The 26011-nt window shown below is 62.0% G+C and carries 24 protein-coding genes; 2 read left to right on the plus strand and 22 right to left on the minus strand.

Features of this window, described 5'->3' with window-relative positions; all coding sequences use genetic code 11:
- Window positions 1-17 precede the first annotated feature (17 nt).
- Complete coding sequence (putA, locus tag ACFSM5_RS10830; RefSeq protein WP_379876384.1) at window positions 18-3677, plus strand: trifunctional transcriptional regulator/proline dehydrogenase/L-glutamate gamma-semialdehyde dehydrogenase; 3660 nt, start codon at window positions 18-20, stop codon at window positions 3675-3677.
- 22 nt (window positions 3678-3699) lie between these two features.
- Here putA and ACFSM5_RS10835 read toward each other — a convergent pair whose 3' ends face one another.
- The 7 genes from ACFSM5_RS10835 to ACFSM5_RS10865 all read right to left on the minus strand — a co-directional run bounded on the left by ACFSM5_RS10835 (window position 3700) and on the right by ACFSM5_RS10865 (window position 8468).
- Entirely contained in the window at window positions 3700-4950 is a 1251-nt protein-coding gene (locus ACFSM5_RS10835) for an RNA polymerase sigma factor (RefSeq protein ID WP_379876385.1), read from the minus strand.
- A complete protein-coding gene (locus ACFSM5_RS10840; protein ID WP_379876386.1) occupies window positions 4947-5360 on the minus strand; it encodes a YciI family protein in 414 nt (137 codons plus the stop codon). The genes ACFSM5_RS10835 and ACFSM5_RS10840 overlap by 4 nt, the downstream gene beginning before the upstream one ends.
- A gap of 76 nt (window positions 5361-5436) precedes the next feature.
- Window positions 5437-5613 carry a hypothetical protein gene (locus ACFSM5_RS10845; protein ID WP_379876388.1) on the minus strand — a complete coding sequence of 59 codons (177 nt, stop codon included), beginning with the start codon at window positions 5611-5613 and terminating at the stop codon, window positions 5437-5439.
- 22 nt (window positions 5614-5635) lie between these two features.
- Window positions 5636-5851 (minus strand): hypothetical protein, encoded by a 216-nt coding sequence (locus ACFSM5_RS10850; RefSeq protein WP_379876389.1) that lies wholly within the window; start codon window positions 5849-5851, stop codon window positions 5636-5638.
- A gap of 125 nt (window positions 5852-5976) precedes the next feature.
- A complete protein-coding gene (locus ACFSM5_RS10855) occupies window positions 5977-6390 on the minus strand; it encodes an anti-virulence regulator CigR family protein (protein ID WP_379876390.1) in 414 nt (137 codons plus the stop codon).
- 69 nt (window positions 6391-6459) lie between these two features.
- Complete coding sequence (locus tag ACFSM5_RS10860) at window positions 6460-7260, minus strand: aldo/keto reductase (protein ID WP_379876391.1); 801 nt, start codon at window positions 7258-7260, stop codon at window positions 6460-6462.
- Between the two features lie 11 nt (window positions 7261-7271).
- Window positions 7272-8468, minus strand: coding sequence for an MFS transporter (locus tag ACFSM5_RS10865; RefSeq protein ID WP_379876392.1), 1197 nt, complete (start codon window positions 8466-8468; stop codon window positions 7272-7274).
- Between the two features lie 112 nt (window positions 8469-8580).
- Between ACFSM5_RS10865 and ACFSM5_RS10870 the strand changes: the two genes are divergently transcribed.
- Window positions 8581-9501: a LysR family transcriptional regulator gene (locus ACFSM5_RS10870; protein WP_379876393.1), complete on the plus strand. Its 921-nt coding sequence runs from the start codon at window positions 8581-8583 to the stop codon at window positions 9499-9501.
- A gap of 54 nt (window positions 9502-9555) precedes the next feature.
- On the opposite strand, the gene ACFSM5_RS10875 is transcribed toward ACFSM5_RS10870, so the two are convergent.
- The 15 genes from ACFSM5_RS10875 to ACFSM5_RS10945 form a co-directional block, all read right to left on the minus strand.
- Complete coding sequence (locus ACFSM5_RS10875) at window positions 9556-9816, minus strand: DUF2934 domain-containing protein (RefSeq protein ID WP_379876394.1); 261 nt, start codon at window positions 9814-9816, stop codon at window positions 9556-9558.
- A gap of 56 nt (window positions 9817-9872) precedes the next feature.
- Window positions 9873-11483 carry a sensor histidine kinase gene (locus tag ACFSM5_RS10880; RefSeq protein ID WP_379876395.1) on the minus strand — a complete coding sequence of 537 codons (1611 nt, stop codon included), beginning with the start codon at window positions 11481-11483 and terminating at the stop codon, window positions 9873-9875.
- Window positions 11484-11640: 157 nt separating this feature from the next.
- The gene (locus ACFSM5_RS10885) at window positions 11641-12384 is read right to left on the minus strand and encodes an SDR family NAD(P)-dependent oxidoreductase (protein ID WP_379876396.1); all 744 of its coding nucleotides are present in this window, start codon (window positions 12382-12384) and stop codon (window positions 11641-11643) included.
- Window positions 12372-13580, minus strand: coding sequence for a D-mannonate dehydratase ManD (gene manD, locus ACFSM5_RS10890; RefSeq protein WP_379876398.1), 1209 nt, complete (start codon window positions 13578-13580; stop codon window positions 12372-12374). Before manD ends, ACFSM5_RS10885 begins: the two co-directional genes overlap by 13 nt.
- 71 nt (window positions 13581-13651) lie before the next feature.
- The gene (locus tag ACFSM5_RS10895) at window positions 13652-14941 is read right to left on the minus strand and encodes an ABC transporter substrate-binding protein (RefSeq protein ID WP_379876399.1); all 1290 of its coding nucleotides are present in this window, start codon (window positions 14939-14941) and stop codon (window positions 13652-13654) included.
- A 51-nt stretch (window positions 14942-14992) separates the two neighbouring features.
- Window positions 14993-15760 carry a FadR/GntR family transcriptional regulator gene (locus tag ACFSM5_RS10900; protein ID WP_379876400.1) on the minus strand — a complete coding sequence of 256 codons (768 nt, stop codon included), beginning with the start codon at window positions 15758-15760 and terminating at the stop codon, window positions 14993-14995.
- Window positions 15761-15772: 12 nt separating this feature from the next.
- Entirely contained in the window at window positions 15773-16840 is a 1068-nt protein-coding gene (locus ACFSM5_RS10905; RefSeq protein ID WP_379876401.1) for an ABC transporter ATP-binding protein, read from the minus strand.
- Window positions 16841-16845: 5 nt separating this feature from the next.
- Complete coding sequence (locus tag ACFSM5_RS10910; RefSeq protein WP_379876402.1) at window positions 16846-17181, minus strand: hypothetical protein; 336 nt, start codon at window positions 17179-17181, stop codon at window positions 16846-16848.
- A 1-nt stretch (window position 17182) separates the two neighbouring features.
- Window positions 17183-18037: a DUF6772 family protein gene (locus ACFSM5_RS10915; protein ID WP_379876403.1), complete on the minus strand. Its 855-nt coding sequence runs from the start codon at window positions 18035-18037 to the stop codon at window positions 17183-17185.
- Window positions 18034-18894 (minus strand): carbohydrate ABC transporter permease, encoded by an 861-nt coding sequence (locus ACFSM5_RS10920; protein ID WP_379876404.1) that lies wholly within the window; start codon window positions 18892-18894, stop codon window positions 18034-18036. The genes ACFSM5_RS10915 and ACFSM5_RS10920 overlap by 4 nt, the downstream gene beginning before the upstream one ends.
- The gene (locus ACFSM5_RS10925; protein ID WP_379876406.1) at window positions 18884-19771 is read right to left on the minus strand and encodes a carbohydrate ABC transporter permease; all 888 of its coding nucleotides are present in this window, start codon (window positions 19769-19771) and stop codon (window positions 18884-18886) included. Before ACFSM5_RS10925 ends, ACFSM5_RS10920 begins: the two co-directional genes overlap by 11 nt.
- 1127 nt (window positions 19772-20898) lie before the next feature.
- Window positions 20899-21876: a TniB family NTP-binding protein gene (locus ACFSM5_RS10930; protein ID WP_379876407.1), complete on the minus strand. Its 978-nt coding sequence runs from the start codon at window positions 21874-21876 to the stop codon at window positions 20899-20901.
- A gap of 27 nt (window positions 21877-21903) precedes the next feature.
- A complete protein-coding gene (locus ACFSM5_RS10935; RefSeq protein WP_379876408.1) occupies window positions 21904-23907 on the minus strand; it encodes a Mu transposase C-terminal domain-containing protein in 2004 nt (667 codons plus the stop codon).
- A gap of 11 nt (window positions 23908-23918) precedes the next feature.
- On the minus strand, window positions 23919-24593 hold the full coding sequence (locus tag ACFSM5_RS10940; RefSeq protein WP_379876409.1) for a hypothetical protein: 675 nt from the start codon (window positions 24591-24593) through the stop codon (window positions 23919-23921).
- A gap of 11 nt (window positions 24594-24604) precedes the next feature.
- Window positions 24605-25951 (minus strand): AAA family ATPase, encoded by a 1347-nt coding sequence (locus ACFSM5_RS10945; RefSeq protein ID WP_379876410.1) that lies wholly within the window; start codon window positions 25949-25951, stop codon window positions 24605-24607.
- Window positions 25952-26011 lie beyond the last annotated feature (60 nt).

Raw genomic sequence — 26011 nt, forward strand, 5'->3', positions numbered from 1 at the left:
CAGGATGGTCTTCTCAGATGAGCGTTGCCCCCTTTGCCGATTTCGCCCCGCCCGTCAGCGCCCAGAGCGAGCTGCGCCAGCGCATCACCGCCGCTTACCGGACGCCCGAGACGGATCTGCTGCCTGGCCTGATCGAGGCCGCGACCCTGCCCGCGCCGATCCGGGAGAAGGCCGCCAAGACCGCGCGCAAGCTGGTCGAAGCCCTGCGCGCCAAAAGCACCGGCGCCGGTGTCGAGGGGCTGATCCACGAATATTCGCTCTCCAGCCAGGAGGGCATCGCGCTCATGTGTCTGGCCGAAGCGCTGCTGCGCATTCCCGACCGCGCCACCCGCGATGCGCTGATCCGCGACAAGATCTCGACCGGCGACTGGCGCAAACATGTGGGCCATAGCCCGTCTATGTTCGTGAATGCCGCCACCTGGGGTCTGGTCGTCACCGGCAAGCTGACCGGCACTGTCAACGAGAACAGCCTCGCCTCCGCCCTGACCCGAATCGTTGCGCGGGCGGGTGAGCCGGTTATCCGCAAGGGCGTCGACGTTGCGATGCGCATGATGGGCGAGCAGTTCGTGACCGGCCAGACCATCGAGGAAGCCCTCGACAACAGCCGCAAGATGGAAGCCAAGGGCTTCCGCTATTCCTATGACATGCTGGGCGAGGCCGCGACCACGGCCCATGATGCCGAGCGCTATTTCAAAGACTACGAGCAGGCGATCCATGCCATCGGCAAGGCATCGGCCGGGCGCGGTGTTTATGAAGGCCCCGGCATCTCGATCAAGCTGTCGGCGTTGCATCCGCGTTATTCGCGGGCGCAGATTTCCCGGGTGATGAGCGAACTGCTGCCGCGCGTCAAATCGCTGGTGGCGCTGGCCAAGAGCTACGACATCGGCCTCAATATCGATGCCGAGGAATCGGACCGCCTCGAAATCTCCCTCGATCTGCTGGAAGCCCTCTGCTTCGACCCCGATCTGCAAGGCTGGAGCGGCATCGGCTTTGTCATCCAGGGCTATGGCAAGCGCTGCCCGGCGGCCATCGATTTCATCGTTGATCTCGCCCGCCGTAGCCAGCGCCGCATCATGGTGCGTCTGGTCAAAGGCGCTTATTGGGATGCAGAAATTAAGCGCGCCCAAGTCGAAGGCCTCGACAGTTTCCCGGTCTATACCCGCAAGATCTACACCGACGTTGCCTATATCGCCTGCGCCCGCAAGCTGCTGGCGGCCCCCGATGCGGTCTTCCCGCAGTTCGCGACCCATAACGCCCAGACCCTGGCGACGATCCTGGAGATGGCGCCCGGCTCCTACCATCGCGGCCAATATGAGTTCCAGTGCCTGCACGGCATGGGCGAACCGCTCTATGAGGAGGTCGTCGGCCTCGAAAAACTCAATCGACCGTGCCGCATCTATGCCCCGGTCGGGACTCACGAGACCTTGCTGGCCTATCTCGTCCGCCGCCTGCTGGAAAACGGCGCCAACAGCTCCTTCGTCAATCGCATCGCCGATGAGGCTGTCCCTATCGAGGAACTGATCGCCGACCCGGTCGAGCTGGCGCAGAAGGTCATCCCGGTTGGCGCTCAGCACGCCAAGATCACCGGCCCGCGCGATCTTTACGCCGAACGGCCCAATTCCGGCGGCATCGATCTTGCCAATGAAGCCACCCTCGCCAGCCTATCCGAGGCGTTGAAGGCTAGCGCTGCTATTGCCTGGAAGGCAGAGCCCGCTCTGGGGACCGGCACCGCCCGCGATGTGCTGAATCCTGCCGATCATCGCGATAAGGTCGGCGTTACCGTCGATGTCGATGCAGCAACAGTTGAGGCAGCCTTCACCCGGGCTGTCGAAGCCGCCAAGGGCTGGGCCGAGACATCCCCCGCCGACCGCGCAAACTGGCTGCTGAAGGCCGCCGATATCATGCAGGCGCGCATGCCGACGCTGCTGGGGCTGATCGTGCGCGAGGCGGGCAAGTCGCTTCCGAACGCCATTGCCGAGGTTCGCGAGGCCATCGACTTCCTGCGCTACTACGCTGCCCAGGTGCGCGACGGCTTCAAGAGCGAAACGCACAGGCCGCTGGGTCCGATCGTCTGCATCAGCCCCTGGAATTTCCCGCTGGCGATCTTCGCCGGGCAGATCGCGGCGGCGCTGGCTGCCGGGAACGTCGTGCTGGCAAAACCGGCAGAAGAGACCCCGCTGATTGCGGCCGAAGGCGTGCGCATCCTGCATGAAGCCGGAATTCCCGCCGCCGTCCTGCAACTGATCCCCGGCGCGGGCGAGGTTGGTGCCGCTCTGGTCGGCAATGTCGCGACGGCGGGTGTCATGTTCACCGGCTCGACCGAAGTTGCCCGCCTGATCCAGAAGCAACTGGCCGGTCGCCTGTCGGGTAACGGGCAGCCGATTCCGCTGATCGCCGAAACCGGCGGCCAGAATGCGATGATCGTCGATAGTTCCGCCCTGGCCGAACAGGTGGTGGGGGACGTCATCGCCTCGGCCTTCGACAGCGCCGGTCAGCGCTGTTCAGCCCTGCGGTTGCTCTGCCTGCAGGAGGATGTGGCCGACCGTACGCTCCATATGCTGAAAGGCGCGCTGAAGGAGCTGTCGATTGGCAATCCGGATCGCCTCGCAACCGATATCGGCCCGGTGATCACGGCCGAAGCCCAGGAGAATATCGAACGGCATCTTGCGGCCATGAAGGCCAAGGGCAATAAGATCGAGCAGAGCATTCTGCCCGTCGAAACCGCCCGTGGGACTTTTGTGCCACCAACGATCATCGAGATCGGCAGCATCGCCGATCTGACGCGCGAGGTCTTCGGGCCGGTGCTACATGTGATCCGTTTCCAGCGCGAAAACCTCGACCAGTTGATTGATGCGATCAATGCCACCGGCTATGGCCTGACCTTCGGCCTGCATACCCGCCTGGATGAGACCATCGACCATGTCACCAGCAGGATCGAAGTCGGCAACGTCTATATCAACCGCAATGTCATCGGCGCCATCGTCGGCGTGCAGCCGTTCGGTGGGCGGGGCCTGTCGGGTACCGGCCCCAAGGCGGGCGGTCCGCTCTATCTGCGCCGTCTGGTGTCGGAGCGTCCGGCCCAGGCTTTGCCGGGGGCCAGGACCCCGATCCGCAGCCCGCTGGCCCAGACCTATCGCGACTGGCTGATCAGCCGGGGCGAAGCGGCCCTGGCAGCCCGTGTGCAGACCTATATCGACCTCTCGCCCCTGGGGATCGAGATGGAACTGCCGGGTCCGGTGGGCGAGCGCAATCTCTACAGCCTGCACCCCCGTGGGCGTCTGCTGCTGGTCCCCGCTTCCCGCGAAGGGTTGCTGTTGCAACTGGGCGCGGCGCTGGCAACCGGCAATAGCGCTCTGGTCGACACCCAGGCCGGTGCCGATGAATTGCTTCCCGAGCTTCCCGCTGATATCCGCCGGACGGTGGAAGCGGTCAGTGACTGGGCCAGCGCAGGGCATATTTCCGGCGCGCTGGTCGAAGGGGACGATCTGCGCCTGATCGCTGTCAATCGCCGGATCGCGGAGCTAGGCGGCCCCCTGGTGCTGACCCAAGGAACCTCGACCGACGGGTTGATCGGCGGCAGTGTGGACTATTGCCTCGACTGGCTGATCGAGGAACGCTCCACCAGCATCAACACGGCCGCAGCGGGTGGTAACGCCAGTCTGATGACCATCGGATAGTCCTGGCGCCTGTCATCCCGGATCAGGTCCGGGATGACAGGCTTAGCTGATCGAGGTGCGATCTGATGTGTGCCGCCTCGGCCGGGGTCTGGGCCAGGGAGATGGCGCAGTTGAAGGCCTCGCGTGCTTCTTCTGCGCGGTCAAGCTGTTGGAGCAACGCGCCGCGTAGGCCATGGAAATAGAAATATCCTTCCAAAGCCGGGCGCAGCGGATCGACCATGGCCAGGGCGGCTTGCGCGCCATGGACCTTCATGGTTGCGACCGCGCGATTGAGGGTGACGACGGGCGATGGCTCGATCCGTTCCAGCACGCCATAGAGCAGGTCGATCTCTGCCCAGTCCGTCTCGGCCGCTGTGGCTGCACGGGCATGGAGGGCAGCGATGCAGGCCTGCACCAGATAAGGCCCGCGTTGGCGATGCCGGATCGCCTTGTCGATCAGGGCCAGGCCTTCGGTGATCATCACCCGGTTCCACAGCCCCCGGTTCTGATCATCCAGCAGCACCACGTCTCCTGTCGCATCGAAGCGGGACGACGTGCGGGAATGTTGCAGGAGCATCAGGGCCAGCAGCCCCATGATCTCCGGTTTGGCGGGGTAGAGCCGCAGCAGCAGGCGCGCTAGCCGGATAGCCTCATCACACAACGGCGCGCGTTGGTTGGCTTCATTGGCGGCGGCGGAATAGCCTTCGTTGAAGACCAGATAGACCATCGCGGCAACGGCGCCCAGGCGTTCGGCGCGCTCCACCGGCCCCGGCGCTTCAAAAGGCACGTTATTGGCGGCGACCTTGGCCTTGGCGCGGGTGATCCGCTGCTCCATCGCACTCTCCCCAACCAGGAAGGCGCGGGCGATCTGCTTGACCGACAGGCCGGAGACGATCCGCAGGGCCAGGGCGATCTGCTGAGTCGCGGGCAAGTCCGGATGACAGCAGATGAAGAGGAGGCGGAGGATATCGTCGCGATACTGCCCGCCATCCAGCCGTTCAGCGATATCGGCTTCGGCATCGGACAGGTCCGAGAGAAGCTCTTCGGGCGGAAGCTCGGTGGTTTTGGCGCGGCGCCGCACGCTGTCGATGGCGACATTGCGCCCGACGAAGATCAACCAGGCGGTGGGATCGCGCGGCGGGCCCTTCTGCGGCCAGGTTTTGAGGGCTTTGAGGCTGGCTTCCTGGAACGCCTCCTCGGCTATATCCAGATCGCGGAAATAGCGCAGCAGCGCCCCCAGCACCTGGGGCCGGGCGCCGGTCAACGCGGCATCGATCCAGGCCAGATCGGTCATTGTGTTGGCCTACCGCCCGTTGGGCTGCTTGAGGCCGTGTCACGCGTCACGTCATTGGGGCGGAAGACCATGAGGGGGCGCAGCTCGAACGCCCCGGCCGATCCGCTGGCGGCGGCCAGCTCCTTGGCGACATCGGTGGCGTCTTCCAACGTCGCGCAATCGACGATGTAGAAGCCCAGCAGTTGTTCCTTGGTCTCGGCGAAAGGGCCATCGAGGATCAGCGGTGTCGGGCCTTTGCGGATTGTGGTGGCGGCGGTGGTGGGGAGCAGACGGGCCACGGGGCCGAGGCGCCCCTGGGCCTTGAGCTTTTCCTGCACGGCGATGAGGCGTTCCATCACGGCGGCGTCCTCTTCCTTGGACCAGCCGTGGACAACCTCTTCATTGTCGTAGCAAAGGATGGCGTAGAGCATCGGTCGTTCCTCCAGATCGATCACAGGACGAACGACTATGCCCATTGCCGACAGATGGGCCGAAATATTTTATCGCTCAGAAGCCGAAGCAGGGGTCGTTGTCGCGGCCGACCGCCAAGGCGACAATCACGCCAGCAAGGCCCAACGGGGGGGTATCATCCTGATCACAGGCTCTAAAACAGAACTCCAAAGGCCCGCGATCTTCTATCGGATGGGCCTCGATCTCGATCTGATGCGGCGAGAATTCAGACATGGCCGTGATCCCTTCATAGAGATCAGGCACCCATGGGGGCGGGCCAGGCCACTTCATATTCATCCTGATCGACGGCGCGCAGGACGGCAGCATCGGCGCCGAGGTTGCGCATGGTCAGGGCGTCATTCAGGGCGGCGCTATAGGCTTGCTCATAGGACGCGAAAAGCTGTTCGGCCCGGTTGACGATAACTTTCCACTGCTTTTCAGCGGGGGCGACGAAGAAGAGGTAGCCGGACATCGGGGAAGCCTTTCGACTGAGGGTGACCGTTTCTTGTGTGCCCTCACTCTGCCCGGATGCCGCAGGCTGGAATATTCAGCCTGTCGGTTAAGGCCCTCGGATTAGCTGCGATCTAAACCAGCGGATTAAGCCAGAACTCCCCGCAAGACATCCAGGATCAGCCCACTGCCGACTTCGATCAGCAGGACGTCGCGTCCGGCTACGATCCGCAGATATCGGTCGTCGCGATGGGGGAGGCGACCCAGCAGATCTCCCGGCAGATAGCGCTTGGCAATACCCGGCGGCAACGGCTTGCCGCGGGCGAGGTTTTTGGCAATGCCCGGTGGTAAGGGCTTTCCGGCAGGCTGACTGCGATAATAATCGGTGATGATCTTGGCCTCGTCGGCACCAAAGCGGATGTCGAGAGACAGGGATAAGCCGCTCTCGCCGCCTCCTCCCTTGCCGGGATTATCCTTGTGTCTCCCCTTGCCGCCGGGGTCTGCCAAAGCGGTGCCGCCAAGGACAATGGCGATACCTAGAGTCAGGATGGTCAAGCGCATGATGGGGCCTCCTTTGCGGCAGTATGGTGCCGCAAAGGAGGCGGAATTGTGAAGCTGGACCTTGATCTGTCAGTCCCAGATCGGCGCCAGGCCTGGCGGGCTGACTATCCGGCCGTCAGGGCGGGCAAGATCATGAATTTTTCTCATGTCTTCTGAGCTTAATTTGAAGTCGAAGATGGCAGCATTCTCGGCGGCGCGTTCCTCGCTGACCGTCTTGGAAAGGACGGTAACGCCATCCTGTTGCACGAGCCAACGCAGGACGATCTGAGCAATCGATCGGCCATGATCTGCTGCAATTTTTCTAATGACTGGATCAGCCAGAACCTTGCCATCCGCCATGGCGTAATAGGCGGTGAGGGTCATGTCGGCCTTATGAACCGCTGCCAGGACCGGGGTCTGGTTCAGATAGGGGTGATATTCCACCTGATTGACGCTAAGCGGTATCTGGCTGAGGCTAATGGCTTTGGTCATTAGGTCGGTCGAATAGTTGCTGACACCGATTTGCCGCGCCATCCCCGCCTGCTGCACGGCATTGAGGGCAGCGATCTGGTCAGCCAAAGGCACCGCTTCGCTGGGCCAATGGAGCAGCAGCAGGTCTACATAGTCCGTCTGAAGCTTGGCGAGGCTTTCTTCGACCGAACGTCGGAAACTGTCGGTTTTGAAATTATCCACCCAGACCTTGGTGGTCAGAAACAGGTCGGCGCGATCTATGCCGGAGGCTTTGATACCATCGCCGACCGCCTCTTCGTTGCCATAGATCTGCGCGGTGTCGATATGGCGATAGCCAAGGTTAATGACGGCGGGGACCATGCGGCGGACGTCATCGCCGCTCATACGGAAGGTGCCGAAGCCGAGTTTGGGGATCTGCATCTCAGATATCCTTAGTGCGAGAGAACGGGGGCGGCATCGGTCGGCAGGGGCTTTGCCCGGTCGAGGCGACCGCTCCAGAGGGTCAGAACCAGGGCGCTTGCGACCAGAATGCCGCCGACCCAGGGGGTGGCCGGCAGACCAAGGGGAGAGGCGACGACCAGCCCGCCGATCCAGGCCCCGGCGGCAATCCCAAGGTTGAAGGCTGCGATATTCAGGGCGGAGGCGACATCCACCGCCCCTGGCCGATGCAGCTTGGCCATCTGCACCACATAAAGCTGAAGGCCCGGCACATTGGCGAAGGAAAGGAAACCAAGGGCGGCGAGGGTGATCAGCGCCAGGATCGGCATTGGCGCAGTAAAGGTGAAGATCACCAGCACCAGGGCCTGGGCCGCGAAGAGACGCACCAGGGCTTTCACCGGATCGCGGTCCGCGATCTTACCGCCCGCAATATTCCCAAAAGCGATGGCTAGACCATAGAGCGCCAGCACGAGGCTGACGGTGGAGGCTGCAAAGCCGGTCACTTCCTGCAGCATAGCGGCGAGGAAAGTGAAGGTGACGAAGGTGCCGCCGTAACCTAGGGCTGTCATGGCGAAGACCAGCAGCAGGCGGCCGGAACCCAGGACACGCACCTGATCGATCAGCCGGGCGGGCGGCGCCTTGGCGATAGTCGCGGGCAGGAGGGCGGCGATCCCGGCAAAGGCGATCACACCCAGACCGGCGACCGCCCAGAAAGTCGCGCGCCAGCCGAGCATCTGGCCGATCCAGGTCCCCAGCGGCACGCCGGTCACGATGGCGACGGTCAGCCCCATGAACATCATGGCGATGGCAGAGGCGCGGCGGTCTTCGGCGACCAGTCCGGCTGCAATTGTTGCGCCGACCGAGAAGAAGACACCATGGGCAAAGGCGGAAACGACCCGCGCCGCCAGCAGCAGCTCATAGGTCGGGGCCAGGGCGGCGGCAGTGTTACCCAGGATGAACAGCGCCATCAGCCCCAGGAGCAAGGGCTTGCGTTCGATCCGGCCGGTGAGGGCCGTCAAAATCGGGGCGCCGAAGGTGACACCGAGAGCATAGACGCTGACGATCAATCCGGCGAGCGGCAGGGAGATCTGAAGATCACCCGCGACCATCGGCAGAAGACCGACGATCACGAATTCAGTGGTTCCTATCGCATAGGCGGCGATGGTGAGGGCAAAGAGAGCAAGCGGCATGACACCGATCCTTGGGGAAGAAGAAATCTGATCCGGAATATCGGTCGCCGCCGCTTGCGCGATAATTGGTAATATCGGATCATCATCTGTGAATTGAATTCAAGGATCGGTGATGGACAATCGGGCGGGCGAGATGGAGGTCTTCGCGCTGGCGGCGGAGCAGGGCAGTTTCTCGGCCGCCGGGCGACGGCTGGGACTGTCGCCATCGGCGGTCAGCAAACTGGTCAGCCGGATCGAGGATCGGTTGGGAACGCGCCTTCTGATGCGCTCCACCCGTGCGCTGACCCTGACGGCGGAAGGCGAACTCTACCTGGAGCGCGCCCGCAGGATTCTGGCGGAGATTGCCGAGGTCGAACGCTTGGTTTCCAGCGGCGCCGAGGCGGTGCCGCGTGGGCGTCTGCGGGTCAATACCGGTGTCGGCATCGGCGTACGCTGCATCGTGCCGTTGGTGCCGGAATTCATGGAACTCTATCCCCAGGTCGAACTAGACCTGTCGCTGACGGACAGCATGGTCGATCTGGTGGAGGAACGGGCCGATATCGCCATTCGAACCGGGCCAATGCGCTCTTCCACTTTGAAGGCGCGGAAGCTTTTCGAAAGTCCGCGTGTGATCGTGGCCGCGCCCGCTTATCTCGCCCGTCATGGCACGCCGCAGGTGCCTGGAGATCTCGATCAGCATAACTGCCTGCGCTTTAATTTCCGCCGGGCACAGGACGACTGGCCGTTTCGCGATCCGATGACGGGGGCGGTGGAGATGCGGGAGGTCTTTGGAAATTTCCTCGCGAATAATGGCAGCACGGTCCGGCAGCTATGCCTGGAGGGGCTGGGTTTGGCGAGGGTCGGACGTTTCCATGTGGAGGCGGATATTCGTGCAGGGACCCTGGTGCCGCTGCTGGAGGAATTCAACGGCGGCGACATCGAGGTGATACATGCCGTCTATGTCGGGCATGAACATTTGGCGACCCGTATCCGCGCCTTTATCGATTTTCTGGCGGCGCGGGTGGGGAAGACTGCTGAGATTAGCTTTAACTGAATCTGTCATCCTCGGGATCGACCCGAGGATGACGATGAACAAAAACGGCGGCGCTCACCCGGCCTTCCAGGTTTGCGACCGTTCGGTCAGTTCGGGAAAATCGACCTGATTATTCTGGGGTTCCAGGGGGGCGAAGGTTACGCCGTCCCGCTTGATCGGGACTTTGGAAATATCGGCATTTTCTTCAAGCGCAATAACCTCGATCGCGCGATCCCAGAACTGCTCCGAACTGCCGCTCGGCTTCCCTTCCTGCACCCAGATGGTATAGGCGCATTCGGCGATCCGCTCTTCCTGAGGCGTTTTATAGTCGGCCATGATCGGCACCTCCCTGGAGTATTAACCCCTGACGGTGCCATGCGTTCCCGTTGGCCTTAAGCAGGGGGCGGGGCGAGCGGAATATCGATCTTGCAGACGACACCGGAGGCGAGATAGTCGAGCGAAACTTCCATATCCCGCTTGAAGCCACGCAGGATAAGTCGGGTGCCGAAGCCGGTTTGGGTCGGGGTCGAGACGATCGGACCGTTTTCTTCCCGCCAGCTGAGGTGCAGCAGATCGGGAGTGCTTTCATCCAGGCGCCAGGCGATGCGCACACTACCATCGGCAACCGACAGCGCACCGTATTTGGCGGCATTGGTCCAAAGTTCGTGCATGACCATGGTGACCGCCAGGGCCTGACGCGGACCGATACGCAGCTCTGGGCCAGAAATGATAAAGCGGGTTTCCTGGCCGCCCACGGGGGCCGTGACGGTGCGGATGAGTTCGCCGATCTCGGCACTTTCCCAGCGATCCTGGGTTAGGATGTCGTGGGCTTTACCCAGGGCCTGGATGCGGCCGTTGAATTCGCCCAACGCCTTTTCAGCCTCCGGCACCCGACCGATACTGGTGGCGGCCAGGGCCATGACGGTCGCCAGCGTATTCTTCACCCGATGGGACAGTTCGTTCATCAGCAGATCGCGATCCTGCTGGTGCAGCTGCAATTCGTCCATCATCCGGTCGAGATCGCCACCAAGGGCGCCAAGTTCGCCCGTATCCGACGAGAAGCCGGTGCGGACATCCACCTCGCCCGCCCGCCAGCGCTGGATGGTGGTCATCATGGTCTTCAGGGGGCGGCCAAAGGCCCGATTGGCGGTGAACCAGGTGGCAAGCAAAGCTAGAAAGGCGCTGCTCAGTGCGAGGGCCAGACTGACACGGCTGGTGCGCCAGACGGCCTCATAGCTCGCCTCCTGCGACAGGCCGACGCTGACATAGAGACCGCTGTAGTCCTTGGGGATCGGCACGTAACCGACGACGCGGCGGGTGCCGTCCTGGCTGGTGATATCTTCGGTGCCGGGGCCGGGGGCTGTCAGCAGGCGCAGATAATCATCCATAATCCGGGTGCCGACGAAGCGACCGGCAGGTTCGCGCGCTATGACGATGCCGTTATGGTCGGCGACCGCCAGCGACCCTCCTTCGGGTAAGGAGCGGCTGGCGATGAGTTGGCCGAATTTATCCAGATCCAGCCCGGCGACCAGAATACCGGTGGCGACGCCCTTCGGATCCCGCATCGCCATGGCGATGGGCAGCATCGGCCGGTTCATGCCGCGATCGATGATATAGCCGCCGACAATCGGACGGCGGCTATCGAGGGCGCGCTGGAAATAGCTGCGGTCGCCTATATTCAGGTTGAAGTCGGGACCATTGAAACCGCAGCGATAATGCCCTTGGGTGTCGGCCACCATCATTCCGGCGAGCAGCGGCACATTGGGCTGAAGGCGGATCAGATAGCGGGCGCATTCGTTCTTGTCGAAATTGCGCACGCCATCCACTTCGCTGACCGCGATCAGAAGGTTCTGCACGCCTTCGAAGATGCGCTGGATTTCTGATACAGCGAGATTGGCGTTGCGAAGGGCGAGTTGCCGCACCTCTGCCTCGCGGGCTTTTCGGAAGCTATATTCGCTGTATCCCAGCACGCAGAACAGCGGCAACAAACCGGACAGCGTCAAAAGGATCAGTCTTCCGCGCAAGGACGCTAGGCGATCAATTGCCGACTTTCGCACTTCAACGGGTCCTGACCGGGGGGAAGACCGCTATCCTAGCAGCTTTGGCAGCCAAGGGTTGTAAAAACGCAAATGTCCCCGACGCTTAATGACCGCAAGCGCTTCAGGCGATGTGCCAGCCGCCGTCCACATAAAGGCTCGCGCCATTGATATAGGATCCGGCGTCCGAGCAGAGCAGCAGGCAGGCCCCCACACAATCCTCCGGCGTGCCTACACGGCCTGCCGGAATCTGGGCCGCGACCCGGGCGGCATACTCCGCATCCGCCAGAACTTCCGCGTTGCGGTCGGTCGAAATGGCACCGGGCGCGAGGTTGTTGGCCGTGACGCCCTTGCCTGCGACTTCTTTGGCAAGCGTGCGGATCAGGCTGGTCTGAGCATTTTTGGAGGCGGCATAGAGAGCAAGGCGCGGATTCGGCTTTGCCTCCTGGATCGAACCGATGGAGACGATCCGACCCCAGCCGCGCTCCTCCATCCCCGGCACCAGTTCCTGCATCAGGATCAGCGAGGCGCGGACATTGACCGCCCATTGCCGATCCATCTCCTCCACCGGCAACTCCCGCCAGTCGAAGCGTTTTTCGTAGGAGGCGTTGAGGATCAGGATATCGAGCGGCCCGGCTTCCTTTGCGATGGCAAGGCAGGCGTCCGGGTCGGCGAGATTGCCCGCCACGAAACGCGCTTTGCCGCCCAGCGCTGACAGCGTTTCTGTCGCTGCAGTCGAGGGGGTGATGCCATGGACGATTACCTCGGCCCCCGCCGCAGCAAGGCCGAGCGCGATGGCCCGGCCGATGCCGCGGGAGGATCCGGTGACGAGGGCGCGGCGGCCCTGGAGATTTCCTACCAATGCCACAGGGTGCCATCCTCAAGGCGGTTCACGGGCAGATAGGCGGGCTTATATTCGTATTTTGCCGCCAGTTCTTCGTCGATATCGACGCCATGGCCAGGGGTGTCGCCGGGGATGAGGTAGCCATTCTCGAACTTATAATCGTGCGGGAAGACAGCATCGGTCTCTTCGGTATGGCGCATATATTCCTGGATGCCGAAGTTCGGGACCCAGATGTCGAAATGCAGGGCCGCGCCCATGCAGACCGGCGACAGGTCGGTCGCGCCATGGCTGCCGGTGCGCACGTGATGCAGGGCGGCGAAATCTGCGATCCGCCGCAGATGGGTGATACCGCCCGCATGCACGACCGTGGTGCGGATATAATCGATCAGATGTTCCTGGATCAGGGTCTTGGCATCCCAGATCGTGTTGAAGACCTCGCCAATCGCAATCGGGGTCACGGTGTGCTGACGCACGATGCGGAAGGCTTCCTGGTTCTCACCCGGCACCGCATCTTCCATCCAGAAGAGGCGATAGGGCTCCAGCGATTTGCCCAGGCGCGCAGCTTCGATGGGGGTCAGGCGGTGATGCACGTCGTGCAGGAACTCATGCCCGTCGCCATAGGTGTCGCGCAGTTTCTCGAACAGTTTTGGCGTGTGGGTCAGATATTTTGGCGTCGACCAGACATTCTCGGTCGGCAGCGCCGCATCGGCGGGCTCGTAGAACATCTTGTCGCCGGCGACACCGTACGTCGAGGCTAGGCCCGGAACGCCGCTTTGCGCGCGGATCGCCTTGTAGCCCATGTCGATATATTTGCCGACTTCATCGACGGTTTCCGCAATGTCCTTGCCGTTGGCATGGCCATAGACCAGCACGCCCTCGCGGCTCCGCCCGCCCAGCAGCTGATAGAGCGGCATGTTGGCGGCCTTGGCCTTGATGTCCCAGAGGGCGGTATCGACCGCGGCAATCGCGCTCATCGTCACCGGACCCCGGCGCCAGTAAGCCCCGCGATAGAGATACTGCCAGATATCTTCGATCTGATGGGCATCGCGGCCGATCAGGCAGGGGATCACGTGATCCTGCAGGTAGGAGACGACCGAGAGCTCGCGCCCGTTCAAGGTGGCGTCCCCGATGCCGTAGATCCCTTGATCCGTCTGGATTTTCAGGGTCACGAAGTTGCGGCCGGGGCAGGTGACGATGACTTTGGCGCTGACGATCTTCACGGGGCGTAATCTCTCTTGATTGGATAAAAGGGACTTCAGCGGGGCACCGCCGAAGTCCCTCTAGAGGAGGCTTAGCGGGCAGCGACCAACGGTTTCACACGTTCGATGGTGCTGTCGACAGCCTCTTTGGCGCTCTTGCGGCCCAGGACGGCAGCCTGGGTTTCTTCGACGAAGATGGCTTCGGCGCGGCTGGCTTCGGCAAAGGCCGGGTAGGTGGCGCGTGCGTTGGAGAGCGCGCGCGACTCCGTCTCGGTCGTCGGCACGGCGGCGGTAAGAGCCGGGTCCTTGTAGGTCGACACACGCACCGGGCCGTTGCCGTTGCGGGCGGCGCCCAGTGTGTTGGCCTTGCTCGACATGGCCTGAATGAAGTTCCAGGCCAGTTCCTTGTTCTTGGAGTTCTTCAGAACCGCCATCGACCAGAACTCAACCGCTGCCGCCATCGGCTTGTCGCCAAGGGTCGAGGAGACGGGCAATTCGGTCGCCTGAATCTTGCCGGGGAAGCGCGACTGTTCGGCATTATTGAGCTGCGCCCAGCGGGAGAAAGGCAGCATGGTGAAGGCCGCGCGGCCCTGCTGCATCCAGGTCACCTGATCGTCGTTCGAGGTGGCGGCGAAATTGCGGGGCAGGGCGCCTGCTTCCATAAGTTCGCGCAGGGTGGTCAGCGCCTTGACCACGGCATCCTTGTTCGGGATCACCTGATAATCCTCGGTGATGAAGTCACCGCCATAGGCACGGGCGAACATCACGGGGATATAGGCGAGCGTGCCGGACAGCACACAGCCGATGACCGGGGCGCCGTCTTCGCGCTTGAAGGTCAGCATCTTGGCCGCTTCCACCAGCTCTTCGAGCGAGCGGGGGACCGACACGCCCTTGGCCGTCAGATATTCCTCGTTATAGAACAGCCCGTTGGTCGCATGGCGGAAGGGAACGGCGAACAGATTGCCCTTCATGGTCATGGCCTTGACCAGACCCGGTGCGAAATCGCCGAAATCCTCGACCGGGAGCTTTGCCTGATAGGGGGTCAGCGGCTCGAACAGGTCGGCGACGGCCGGGACCGCGCGGCCATTCAGCAGGAAGCCGATATCGAAGTCGGACTGACCGAGGCTGGCTTCACGGAACAGGCGATCCTGCAAGGGGCCGATATCGAAGGTCGACCAATTGACGGTCGCGCCGTTGGCGCCGCGCCAAGCTTCGGTCAGGTCGCCCGCCTTGCCGGTGGTCAGCGAATTCTGATGCACCTTGTGCGACAGGATATTGAGTGTCTTGGCACCTTGGGCAAAAACGCTGCCGCCAAAGCCCATCGCCAGGGCCGACCCGCCCAAGGTTGCCAGCGCCGAGCGCCGATTCATCATAAAGCCCATGATTTCCTCCTCCTGTAGGCGGTCGATGCCGCCTGTTCTTGTCGGTACGCGTTATTCCTCACGCTGGCGGAAGAGCGAGCGCAGCACGCTCCAGCCAGCATCGAAGTGGGTTTCCATTGCCTGGACGGATGCGGCTTCATCGCCTGCCGCCACGGCCTTGTAGAGGTCTTCGTGACGCTTCCAGGTGGCGGCGCGATCCAGCGCCGGGCCATGGGTGCGGGCGTTGAAGACGGTCACGATCTCTTCCAGGATCGGGCGCAGTGCCTGGATCTGATAGACCAGCATCGAGTTATGGGTGGCCCGGGCGAGGGCAACATGGAAGTCGAGGTCGGCCTGCACCCAGGCGGGCTGATCGTCGAACGCCGCTTTCATGCGCTGGAGCGCATTGTTGAGAACGTCCAGATCCTCGGGTTTGCGGCGCTGGGCTGCGAGGCGGGCGCACTGGATTTCCAGGGCGTAACGCAGCTCGACCGCATCACTCATGCCATAGTCGGTGGAGCGCACGGCGAAGCGGTGAAAACGCTCCAACGGCTCAGTGGTCAGGCGCTGCACGGTGGTCGCGCGCCCTTGCGCCGAATGCAGCACCCCCATGGCGCCAAGCTGGCGTAGCGCCTCGCGCACGACGGGTTTGGAGACATCGAAGGCAGCGGCGAGATCGCTTTCAGAGGCGAGTGCATCGCCCGGCTGAAGATCGCCGCTCAGGATGGCCTGGGACAACCGATCCAGCACCCGGTCGACCAGGCGGCCGCGTTCAACCTTCTCCGGCAGGAACTCCGATTTCCGTTCGGGCTCGCCGGGCTTCTTTGCTGCAAAGGACATCTCGGTCTCCCTTTAGGCCGCGCGGACGGCGTCGCCGGATTGATTGAACAGGTGGCAGCGCTCGACGGCGGCGGTCAGCGCCAGACGCTCGCCCACCCGGATGGGATGTTCGGCATCCACTTCGACGGTGGTCAGCCCTTCGCCCTCAGTTTTGAGATGCACCAGGGAGCGGGCGCCGAGCTGCTCCACCACCATCACGTCGCCCGACAGGATCGCCGGGCCGTCTGTCGGCACCAGATGTTCGGGGCGTACGCCCAGATGCACCGACTCGCCGTTCGCGATGCGCGAGGCCTGGGGCAGGGCGATGCTATTGCCATTGTCGAGGGCGATCTCCGCCCCGGCAGCCTTGCCCTTCAGGATATTCATGGTGGGGGAGCCCATGAACTGCGCGACAAACAGATTCTTCGGTCGGGCATAAAGCTCCATCGGGCTGCCGACCTGCTCGATCCGTCCGCCGTTCAGCACCACGATCTTGTCGGCCAACGTCATGGCTTCGACCTGATCGTGGGTCACATAGATCGTCGTGGCGCCCAGTTCCTTGTGCAGCCGGGCAATCTCCACTCGCATCTGCAGGCGCAAAGCGGCATCGAGGTTCGACAGGGGCTCGTCGAACAGGAAGGCCTTGGGATTGCGCACGATGGCCCGGCCGATGGCGACACGCTGACGCTGGCCGCCCGACAGCTGCTTGGGTTTGCGGTCCAGCAGGTGATCCAATTGGATGGTGGCGGCGACGGTGCGCACCTTGGCGTCGATTTCCGCGTTCGGCAGCTTGGCCATCTCCAGACCGAAGGCGATGTTCTGATAGACACTCATATGCGGGTAGAGCGCATAGGACTGAAACACCATGGCGAGGCCGCGCTCAGCCGGGTCCAACTCGTTCACCCGCTCGCCATCTATGCGCAACTCGCCGTCCGACGCCTCTTCCAGGCCCGCGATCAGGCGCAGCAGGGTCGATTTCCCACAGCCCGAGGGGCCGACAAAGACGACGAATTCCTTGTCCTCAATGGTGAGGTCGATGCCGGGAATGGTGACGACATTGCCGAAGCGTTTGACGATCTTTTCGAGTTCCAGACGCGCCATCGTCGTCAGCCCTTCACATGCCAGGTGCAGATAAGCGTGATCGCCCGGTCGGCCGGGATATCGGCGGCGACACGCAGCCAGTTCCCGAAGTGGGAGACGCGGGCGAAGCTGACGGCGCCCTCGGCATTCGGCAAAGCGAAGCGGGTGCCTTCGTCGACCCAGTTGAAGCCGTCGGCAGAAATCTGGATCCGCGCCTCGCAGGCCAGCGGCCCTTCGATCCCCAAGGCACGGACGAAGACCACGGCCTCATAGGCCCATCCGGCCTCATAGGGCTCGCAGGCGCTGGGGCCGCTCCAGCGTTCGTTGCGGGCGACAACGGCGGTTGCGCTCTGGTTCAGCATCTTACAGCGCTCCCGACAGGCAGACTGAATCGAGGTAGAGGAAGGCGCGCTTGTCGGTATCCGTCTCGACGAAGGCCGCGAAGTTGAGCATGCACCAGAGGTTCCGCATGGCCTTCATGCGGATGGGGGCAAAGCCACTGACGTCGAAGTGACGGTCGTTGCACTGGAAGGCCAGGGCCTTCATCTCCGCCAGATCGAAATCGAAGCGGAAATAGTGCCAATTCACCTTGGTCGGGATCTCGTTGTAGCAGAGCTTCTGCGCGCCGCCCGCAAGGTCGATCCAATCCTCGTTCATCAGATGGTCGTGGCTGACGGTCTTATTCTCCGTCCCCAGCGGCACGACGCTGGTGGTGCGGTCCTTATATTGCCACTTCTGGATATGCTCGCCGTCCTGGGCATTGAGGAAGCGCAGGTGCGGCATCACTCGTTCGCCATTCGTCGTCTGATCGCCCGACTGCAGATCGAACAGGAAGCCCACGGACCGCACATCGGTCTCCGATAGTCGCATCTCGGTCGCTTCAGGCTTGAAGGTCGCATAGAACTCAACCCGGATCGGCCCGGCATGGCGGAAGGTCAGGCGCTTCAGGCTGGCGGTGCGGGCGCCCTTGACCGGGCGGGTCGCCAGCTTCAGGGCATAGGTGCCGTCCATCGAGCCATGGCTGCCCGCATCCCAGTGGGAGAGGGAGGAGAGCATGGGCGAGGTATGCTGGGCATAGCCCGGCAGCATGCTGTCGAGGCTGTCCTCGTAATTCCCGACAAGCTGGGTCCAGCCGCAGATGCCGCGGTCGAAATCATCGAAGGCCAGGATGCGCGGCAGGGGATCGAAGCGCGAGAGCAGGGGATCGGGGCTGGTCATTTTACGGCACCGGCAGTGAGGCCTGCGACCAGATGCTTCTGGGCGAGGACGACAAACAAAAGGATGGGCAGCAGTTGGACGGTGGAGGCGGCGAACAGCACGCCCCATTCGACGCCGTCGAGCGATCCCATCATTTCCGACAGGACGAGCGGCGCGGTCTTGGCCTTGGTCGAGGTGAAGACGAAGGCGAACAGGAACTCGTTCCAGGCATAAACGATGATGAAGACGGCGACCGCCAGCATGCCCTGGCCCGACAGCGGAACGATGATCCGCCGCAGGATGGTGGCGCGCGAGGCTCCGTCAACCAGCGCGGCTTCGTCCAGCTCCTTGGGGATCTGGTCGATGAAGGTGCGCATGATGAAAGTGCCGAGCGACACGAAGAAGGTGGCATAGAGCGCGATCAGAATGCCGTGGGTGTCGTTCCAGCCCAGCCAGTTGATGACCGGGAACAGCGGCAGGGTGATCACGATGGGCGGGATCAGGCGGATGAAGATCAGGAAAAACGCGCTGCCCGCCAGCGCTTTACCCTGGAAGCGAGAATAGGCGTAACCGGCCAGGGTGGAAACCGCGACCCCCAGGATCGTGGCGCCGACCGTGACGATCAGACTGTTGCCGAGCCCCTGGAAGAAGGCGCTCCAGCGGGTGAAGAGCGCGATGTAATGGTCGAAGGTCGGCGTGAAGGCCCAGACCGGCGGCACCGCGAAGATATCGATATTCGGCTTCAGCGACGCCATTGCCATCATCGCGATGGGAAACAGCGACCAGAGGATCAGCACGGCGACAGCCAGCACCTTGCCGCTATTGATCAGCAGCCTGCGGCGGGAACGTCTTTTGAGGGCGGCGGTGTTAGCGGGCATGGCTGGCCTTCATGTCCTTATGCAGACGCCAGAGGTAGAAGGACGCCAGCGCCAGCGACGCGATCACCATCAGCCAGCCGGTGGCGGCTGCCGATCCGAAGGCGTTGTAGCGGAAGGCCTCGAGATAGAGGTACAGCGCCACCACTTCGGTCGAGCGGGCGGGGCCGCCTTGGGTCATCAGCCAGACTTCCGAGAAAAGGCGGAAGGCGAAGATGTAGCGGAACAGCATGGCGATCAGCATCGCAGGCGCCAGCAGCGGCAGGGTGATGCGGCGGAACTGCGCCAGCGGCGGAGCACGGTCCATGCGGGCGGCTTCATAGAGGTCACCTGGGATCGCGAGGCGCGCTGCATAGAGAATGATGAAGGTGAAGGGCAGATGCAGCCAGATCGACAGCAAGGCGACGACGATCAGCCCATGCAGCGGCTCAACAGCCCATTCCAAGGGCGGCAGACCCAGCCAAGTCAGCAGCATGGTGGCGCTGCCGATATCGGGATCGAACAGATAGCGCCACATGACCACGGCGGAGACTTCGCTGACCGCATAGGGCGCGAGCACAATGGCCAGCAGGAACCGCTTGCCGCGCAGGCCGCTGGCAAACAACTGCGCGAGGCCCAGGCCCAGCAGCAGTTCCAGATGCACGACGATCAGCACGACGATCATGGTGTTGAGCAGCGCGCGCCAGAAATAGCCGTCGGACAGGACCTTCGTATAATTGGCAAAGCCGACGAAGCTGGTCGCCGATCCATAGGTCGACGCCTGGAAGCTCAGCCACAGCACATAAAGACCCGGCAGCACGATGAGGCTGAGGATCAGCACGTGAACGGGCGCAATGAAGCCGAACGCCGTAAGGCCTTTGCCGCCAAGGGAGCGGGGCACGCGGGACGCCATGAACAGTGTGGGCCTCCACGGTAACTCGCAATCCCGCGTCCCCTAACTAATTGAATTTAGGTTACGATTTTAAGGGCCTGAAATGGGTCTCTGCAAAATCGGTGGGAGGAACGCTGCAATAGCTCCAAAAACGCGGGAGGTTGCTCGCAGCAATATTGGTCGCAGACATAAAAAACGGCACCCGATGGCACCGTTTTTAGACCAGTTCGTCGATTGAAATCAGATTTCACCTGCGGGCAAATCCCATCTGATCCAGTGTTTCGGTATGCGCCCTTCGACAGGGATGTCAGACCTGGGGTTTGGCGTTCCATCTGCGACCCAATCTCGGTGGATCATGGCTTGCCATAGTTGACCGATATGCAATCGGTTGGGTGCATTAGTCTTACTTATATTCCCATATACTATTTTCGAGTAAAGCTCGGACGGTTTGCCTGTGCTCCATCCTAAACCAACATCAGCGCCCAAACCCTTCCGCGAATTCAAAAACGGATGCCGAGGGTCCAGATAGTCCCAGCCCTCTCGGACCATGCAATCGAAAGCGTGGGCGAACTGGAGTTCTAGCGGATTGGCGGGGATATGCTGCAAAGTTTCATCGAAGCTGCCTCCGCATTTCCGGCATTCGTTGCCAACGAGGGCATTCCATTGAAGACGGTCTCCGCACCTACATTTTCCAACCGGCTGCAATTCGTGGTCACCACATGCGTTCACCAGTCGGCAGTCCATGGACCGGGCGATCAATTTTCGATCTCGCCAGCAGATTGGGCAAGTTCGCGGGATGGTACTGTGAAAGATGTCAGCAGAAGGTGCCAGTTTGCCATGCTGCACCCGCCCATTCGGGTCCGCTAAGTTTGAGATAGCTAGAATGGATTGCTGATCCTGCCCCGACAGCCGGACTGCATCTTCGACGGTTTCGGCCAATTTTATGCCGAAGATAGATCTCTCTTCGCGACCCGCCAGCATCGTCGAAAGTTTCCGATACCCATTCTCTCTGGCCAGAGCGATGAGATAGCCAGCGAGGCTGGTGCCGGGTTCGGGGTCAAAAACTTGGGTCAGGCGGTTTTGAAGCCTCTCAAGCTTTAGTCGGCGAGCCCCTCCATGTACGCCCCTGGGCATAGCTAAGCCCCCCGCTTCTTAGAGGTCCGGACACGCCCGGCTTCTCGCTGCATCTCGGCCAATTCCTCGACCGAGATCAGAAACGGATTAAGGCGACCATGCCCGGCTATGCGGTTCTCGGCCCAGGCAGCGGCCATATCCTGGATACCCACAACCGCCGGGCCATCACCCTCCTCGAACCGCTCATTGGCGATCTCAGCAGCATGGGCCAGGAACTTCCCGACCTTGCCGGTCATGCCATCCGTTGCCGCATGCAGACGCCGCAGCATGGTCTCTGAGAGGAGGTCTTCGAACCGGACCGGGGTCTTATCCAGGAACAGCTCGATAAACGTCAGATACCGCTCCAGATCCTCGCTCGATACCAAGGCGAACGGTTCGAGCTTCACCATGTAGCGGGACCGGCTGATCAACTGATCGTTCTTGGCGAGGATATCCTCGATATTCGGGGTCCCGGCGATGACGAACGGGCAGACACCCTCGGTCAGGAATCCTTTGATCCAATCGGCGACCTTATAGGCGACGCTCTGGCTGGTCTTATTTTCGATGAGCTGCTGGAATTCATCCAGGAACACGATCTGCACAGCCTGCTTCTCCAGCAGCGTCTTGACGCGGTGGATGAGATCATCCTTGGTGCCCTTATCCCAATCCTCCGCCCCCAATGCCTTCAGGATCTGGCGGAGCACCGTCAGGATATTGGCGTTCCCGGTTTCCTGGATCTCGATATAGAGGTAATCCCGCTGGATGCCCTTGCCGGGCACATCCTCAACCCGGCCATCCTTGATGAACTGCTGGATGGCACTGGACTTACCGGAATGGGATTCCCCCAGCACATAGCCGCAGGGCATTAACTGGCCCTTCCGGCTATACCGGACGATCCGGTCCAGCATCATAAAGACACGGTTGCTCTGGGGCGTCGGGATATAGATCTCGCGGATATCGTTGACGAGATCAGCATTCAGGGTGGGGACGAGCTTATTCATGGCTGGGTATCCTTTCGGGGTCTGAAATTATTTGCGGGTATTGGCGGTGCGGAGGGTGCCCATGCCGTGCTTACCGGCACGGTCCGATAGCGGGGCAACGGGCCGCTTGGGGTTCAGGACGACATCGGGAGACAAGGTGGTCGGCTCAGTGGCATCGGGCAGGACTTCCCGGTCGAGGTCGGCCTTGAAGTTGGACTTCTTCGAAAGCTTGCTGTTGCGCGCTTCTTTTTCGGCCTGAGCACGCAGCTTCAGACCCTTGGAGGCGACTTGGCCGGTGGCGGCACGACGCTCCTGCATGACGCGGGCGAGTTCATCGATGGAATAGTCGTTCTTTGCCATTTCCCGCATCAGCGCACGACCGGCCCGATGGCTTTTCAGGGTACGGCCGTTGGCATAATCGTGACGGACGGCCAGGACCGGTTCGTAACGGTCGGTCTGCGGGTCGAGCACATAGATCTCGCCCAGGTCGTACCGGTTGACGCGGATGCGGACGCGGTCATGACCAAGACGCATCAGTTCGTTGAGGTAGCGGCTGTTATAGAAGAGACCTTCGAATTCGATGCCCTTCTTGCTGATCGTCCGGATCTCCGGGATCATCATCAGGACGGCAAGGTCAGCATCGGAAGGCGGGGGTTCGACCCCATATTCATTGACCTTCTGCTGCCAGACCTTAATCGGCCGCATACCCAGCAGGCCACGATGCGGGGTCTGAGCATACTCCTTCACGATCCAGGAGATCAGAAGGCGGTACATGTCGGAAAAGAGGATCGCCGCGTTCTTGACCGGGTCGAGATCGCCCTTGTCTTCGATGCCCGAGCGAGTGGTGCCGGGCAGACGATTGAAGAACTTCTCGGACACGGTCCGGTGCCAGCGTTCGATCTTGCCCTTGTATTCGGGGCTGTTCACCGGAGCGTAGTCGAGGATCAACCCAAGCTCCGCCGCAGAGTCCTGCAACTGCTCGGAATGGAATTCCTTGCCGTTATCCATGACGATCCGTTCGGGCAGGCCGTAGCAGGGCCATTCCGCCCCGATCAGCCCCGGAGCGAAATCCTTCGGCCGGATCATATTGTAGAGGCAGGCCATCATCGCTTCGGCTGACGGGCCTTCGAAGCCGACATGGATGCCGACGATCATCCGGGTCGCCCGGTCGATGGCGGTGGTCAGCCAGGGGCGGCCGATAGGCAGGTGGGTCTCATCGTCCAGCACGATGACGTTGGCACGGGTATGGTCGATCTCGACTGCTTCCAGGGGACGCTCGGCATAGGGCGCACCATGGACATACTTGTAGTTCTGGTTGGCGGCGAGTTCGCCCAGACGGGCCTTGTCGCGCTCATAATCGGAGATCAGTTTGATCATCCGCCGCACGGTGGTCTCGGACGGCGGCTTTAAGCGCTCATCTTCGGGCAGACCGTCATTCCACTGGTTGACGGCATCAACGACCGCCTGATGCGTCTCCGCCATGCTGCCCTGTTCGAGGGTCATGTAGGTGGAGGCGATGGCCTCTTCGATCATCCGCTGCACTTCGGGATGCAGGATGCTGGAGCGGCTGCCGCGCTGCTTGATCATCGGCAGCAGAGAGCGGATATCGCGGGCACCGTTCAGACGCCAGACGCGATACCAATCGTAGAAGGTCCGCCAGCTCGGCGGCCCCTTCAGGTCACCATTGTCATTGGCAATCTGGAGCAGGAACGGCTTGAGCTTCTTAGAGATCGGCAGACGGCCGCCCATATTTTCATAGGCCCGGATATACATGAGGCGGCGGCGGGCTTCGGACTGAAGCTTTTCATCAAAGCTGTCGAAGCTCTTACGCATCTGCTCGATGCGCGCTTCCGGCTGGTTTTCGTCCGCTTTGATGCGCACGAAAAGACGCTTGCCGATCAGCTTGACGATCTCATCGTCGGACAGGAATTCGGCTGCACCGTCCTTATCCGACACGAAGTACCACTTCTCATCGGGCGTCCGCATGTGGACGCGATAGGTGCGGCCCTTGATCAGAACCAGTTCGTGCGTGTTCAGATTGATCTTGGTCATGTGATTGCTCCTTAGCGGGCGGGGTTGAGGCGAGGGGAAACGACGGTTTCGTTCGAGAACGGACCGGTAAAATCGACGGTGAAGAGGCCCTGGTGGACCCCATGGGCGAGAGCCCGCAGGCCGTCAGCGCGATGATGGAAATTGCCCAGCAGATCGCCGACCGTCTGGGGCAGGCAGGACGCCATGGTCTGGATGTCCTGGATAATCGGGGAGGTACGGGCCAGAGGCTTCCGGCAGTACCGCCAGAGCAGCTTCAGGGTGGCCAGCCGATGACCGGACCGGATCATTGAAGCCGTCCACACCTCGTAGCGGATCTTCTTGCGGGCATAGGCAGCCGCGATTTGCTCGAAGGTCTCGACCAGTTCCGGCTTGTCGAGGGCCTTGTCCGGCTTGCACTCGACCATGATCGTCTCGCCGTCTATCTGGATACGGAAGTCAGGAGTCGTCTCGGCGATCCCGTGAGGGGTCGGATACTGAAGGCACTCGGGCTGTGCCTCGAACGAGGTGATGTTCCAGGACATTTCCATGATGAGGGCAGCGTCCGCCTCGATGTGGCTTTCCCAGGAGACGAGGCCGCCCATCTTGTTGGAGGGGTGAAAGCCAACCGGATGGACCGGGCTCTCGATCACCACGCGGCGGACCGGATTTCCGGCGATGTAAAAGCGGGAATATTCTTCTTCAGCCATGGATCAGCTCCTCAGTTCAGCAGGGTGGAAATGGTCTGGGGCACACAGGCCAGAGCGGCCTCAATCGCCCGCTTCAGGTCACGGATCGACACGCGACCCTTGGCGAATTCTGACCGCAAAAACTCGATGGCTTCCGGCTCCAGGTGGCCGGGCAGATCAGCGGTCAGCAGTTCGATCAGGGCATCGAAATGCTCAGCGGTCGGGCTAGGAAAAGGGATGACGGTCATCCGGCTTAAGAGGGCCGCAGACAGCCCTTCAAGGCTGTTGGCGGTTGCCATCCAGGTGATCCGCGAGAGGTCCACCGGAGAGGCCGCATAGCCATCGACAAACCGGGACGCACTCTCCCGCTCGATGAAGTTCAGCATGGCCGCCTGGACATCGCCGCCATTGCCGGAGATGTGGCCGCGCTGAGCTTTCTCGATTTCATCGATGATGAGCAGCGGGTTAGCGATGCCAGACCGCAGGATAAGATCCAGCGGGTAAGAGGGCGTGGCGTTGTGCCAGCCCCGAGCGGTCCCCAGCATCAGCCGGGCATCGCTCATACCCGCAAAGCTTAGCGTCCGGTTGGGGACGCCGGACCACTCGGCGAAACGCTGACAAAGCCGGGTTTTGCCGCAGCCGGGCTCACCAACCAGCAGCATCGGCCGCATCCACATGACCGAATCTCGGGCATGGGCCAAGATCACGGCCTTGACCATCGTGTCGATGGCCGCCTCGGCCCAGGGGAATTCAGTCTGGAGCCGCTGCCGCAGGATGGACGGGTTGGGAGCCGGGATCAGGGGCAACTCCCCGGCCAAGGCCTTCAGGAGCTTATCGGTGGTCGGCTCAAGCAGGACCCGCATGCGCAGGGTCGAATAGATTTCGACCTCGGGCTCTTCCGGTTCCGGCCGGACAATCGTCGCCATCTCCTGCTCATCGGCAAAGCGATAGAACGCCGACTGGATGGCTTTGCGGGCCGGGAATTCGGAACTTGGATCGAAGTTCTGAAAGTCCGGGTCTCTACCCAGCCGGGTCCATTCCCTGGCCAGTTTTAGGTAGGTCTCGACGTTTGGGTTCTCGGGGTTCTCGCGGGCATGGCGGAAAAGCTCGCTGCCGATAGCCACCATCGAGCGCTGATCGCCACATTGGGCTGCCAACAGGGTTGTGGCCGTCTCGAACTCGTATTCCAGCTCCGGCGTGGAGGTCACCCGGCCGATGAAGAATTGCGGTTTGTTTTCGCGGCGGCGGTTGGCGGGTGCCGGAATCGACTTATCGGTCAGCTCGATCACGAGCTGCTTCAGCTCCTGAAGGACCGGGACCGTGTGCTTCGCCGGGTGTTCCAGGTACAGCCAGAAAATTGGGGGAATTGGTTCGGTCATATCGGGCAGGCCTCCGGCGTTGCCGCCAACCGGGCTCACCGGCAAGCGGGCTATTTCAGG

The sequence above is a fragment of the Lacibacterium aquatile genome (genome assembly GCF_042683105.1).
Taxonomy (GTDB): domain Bacteria; phylum Pseudomonadota; class Alphaproteobacteria; order Elsterales; family Elsteraceae; genus Lacibacterium; species Lacibacterium aquatile.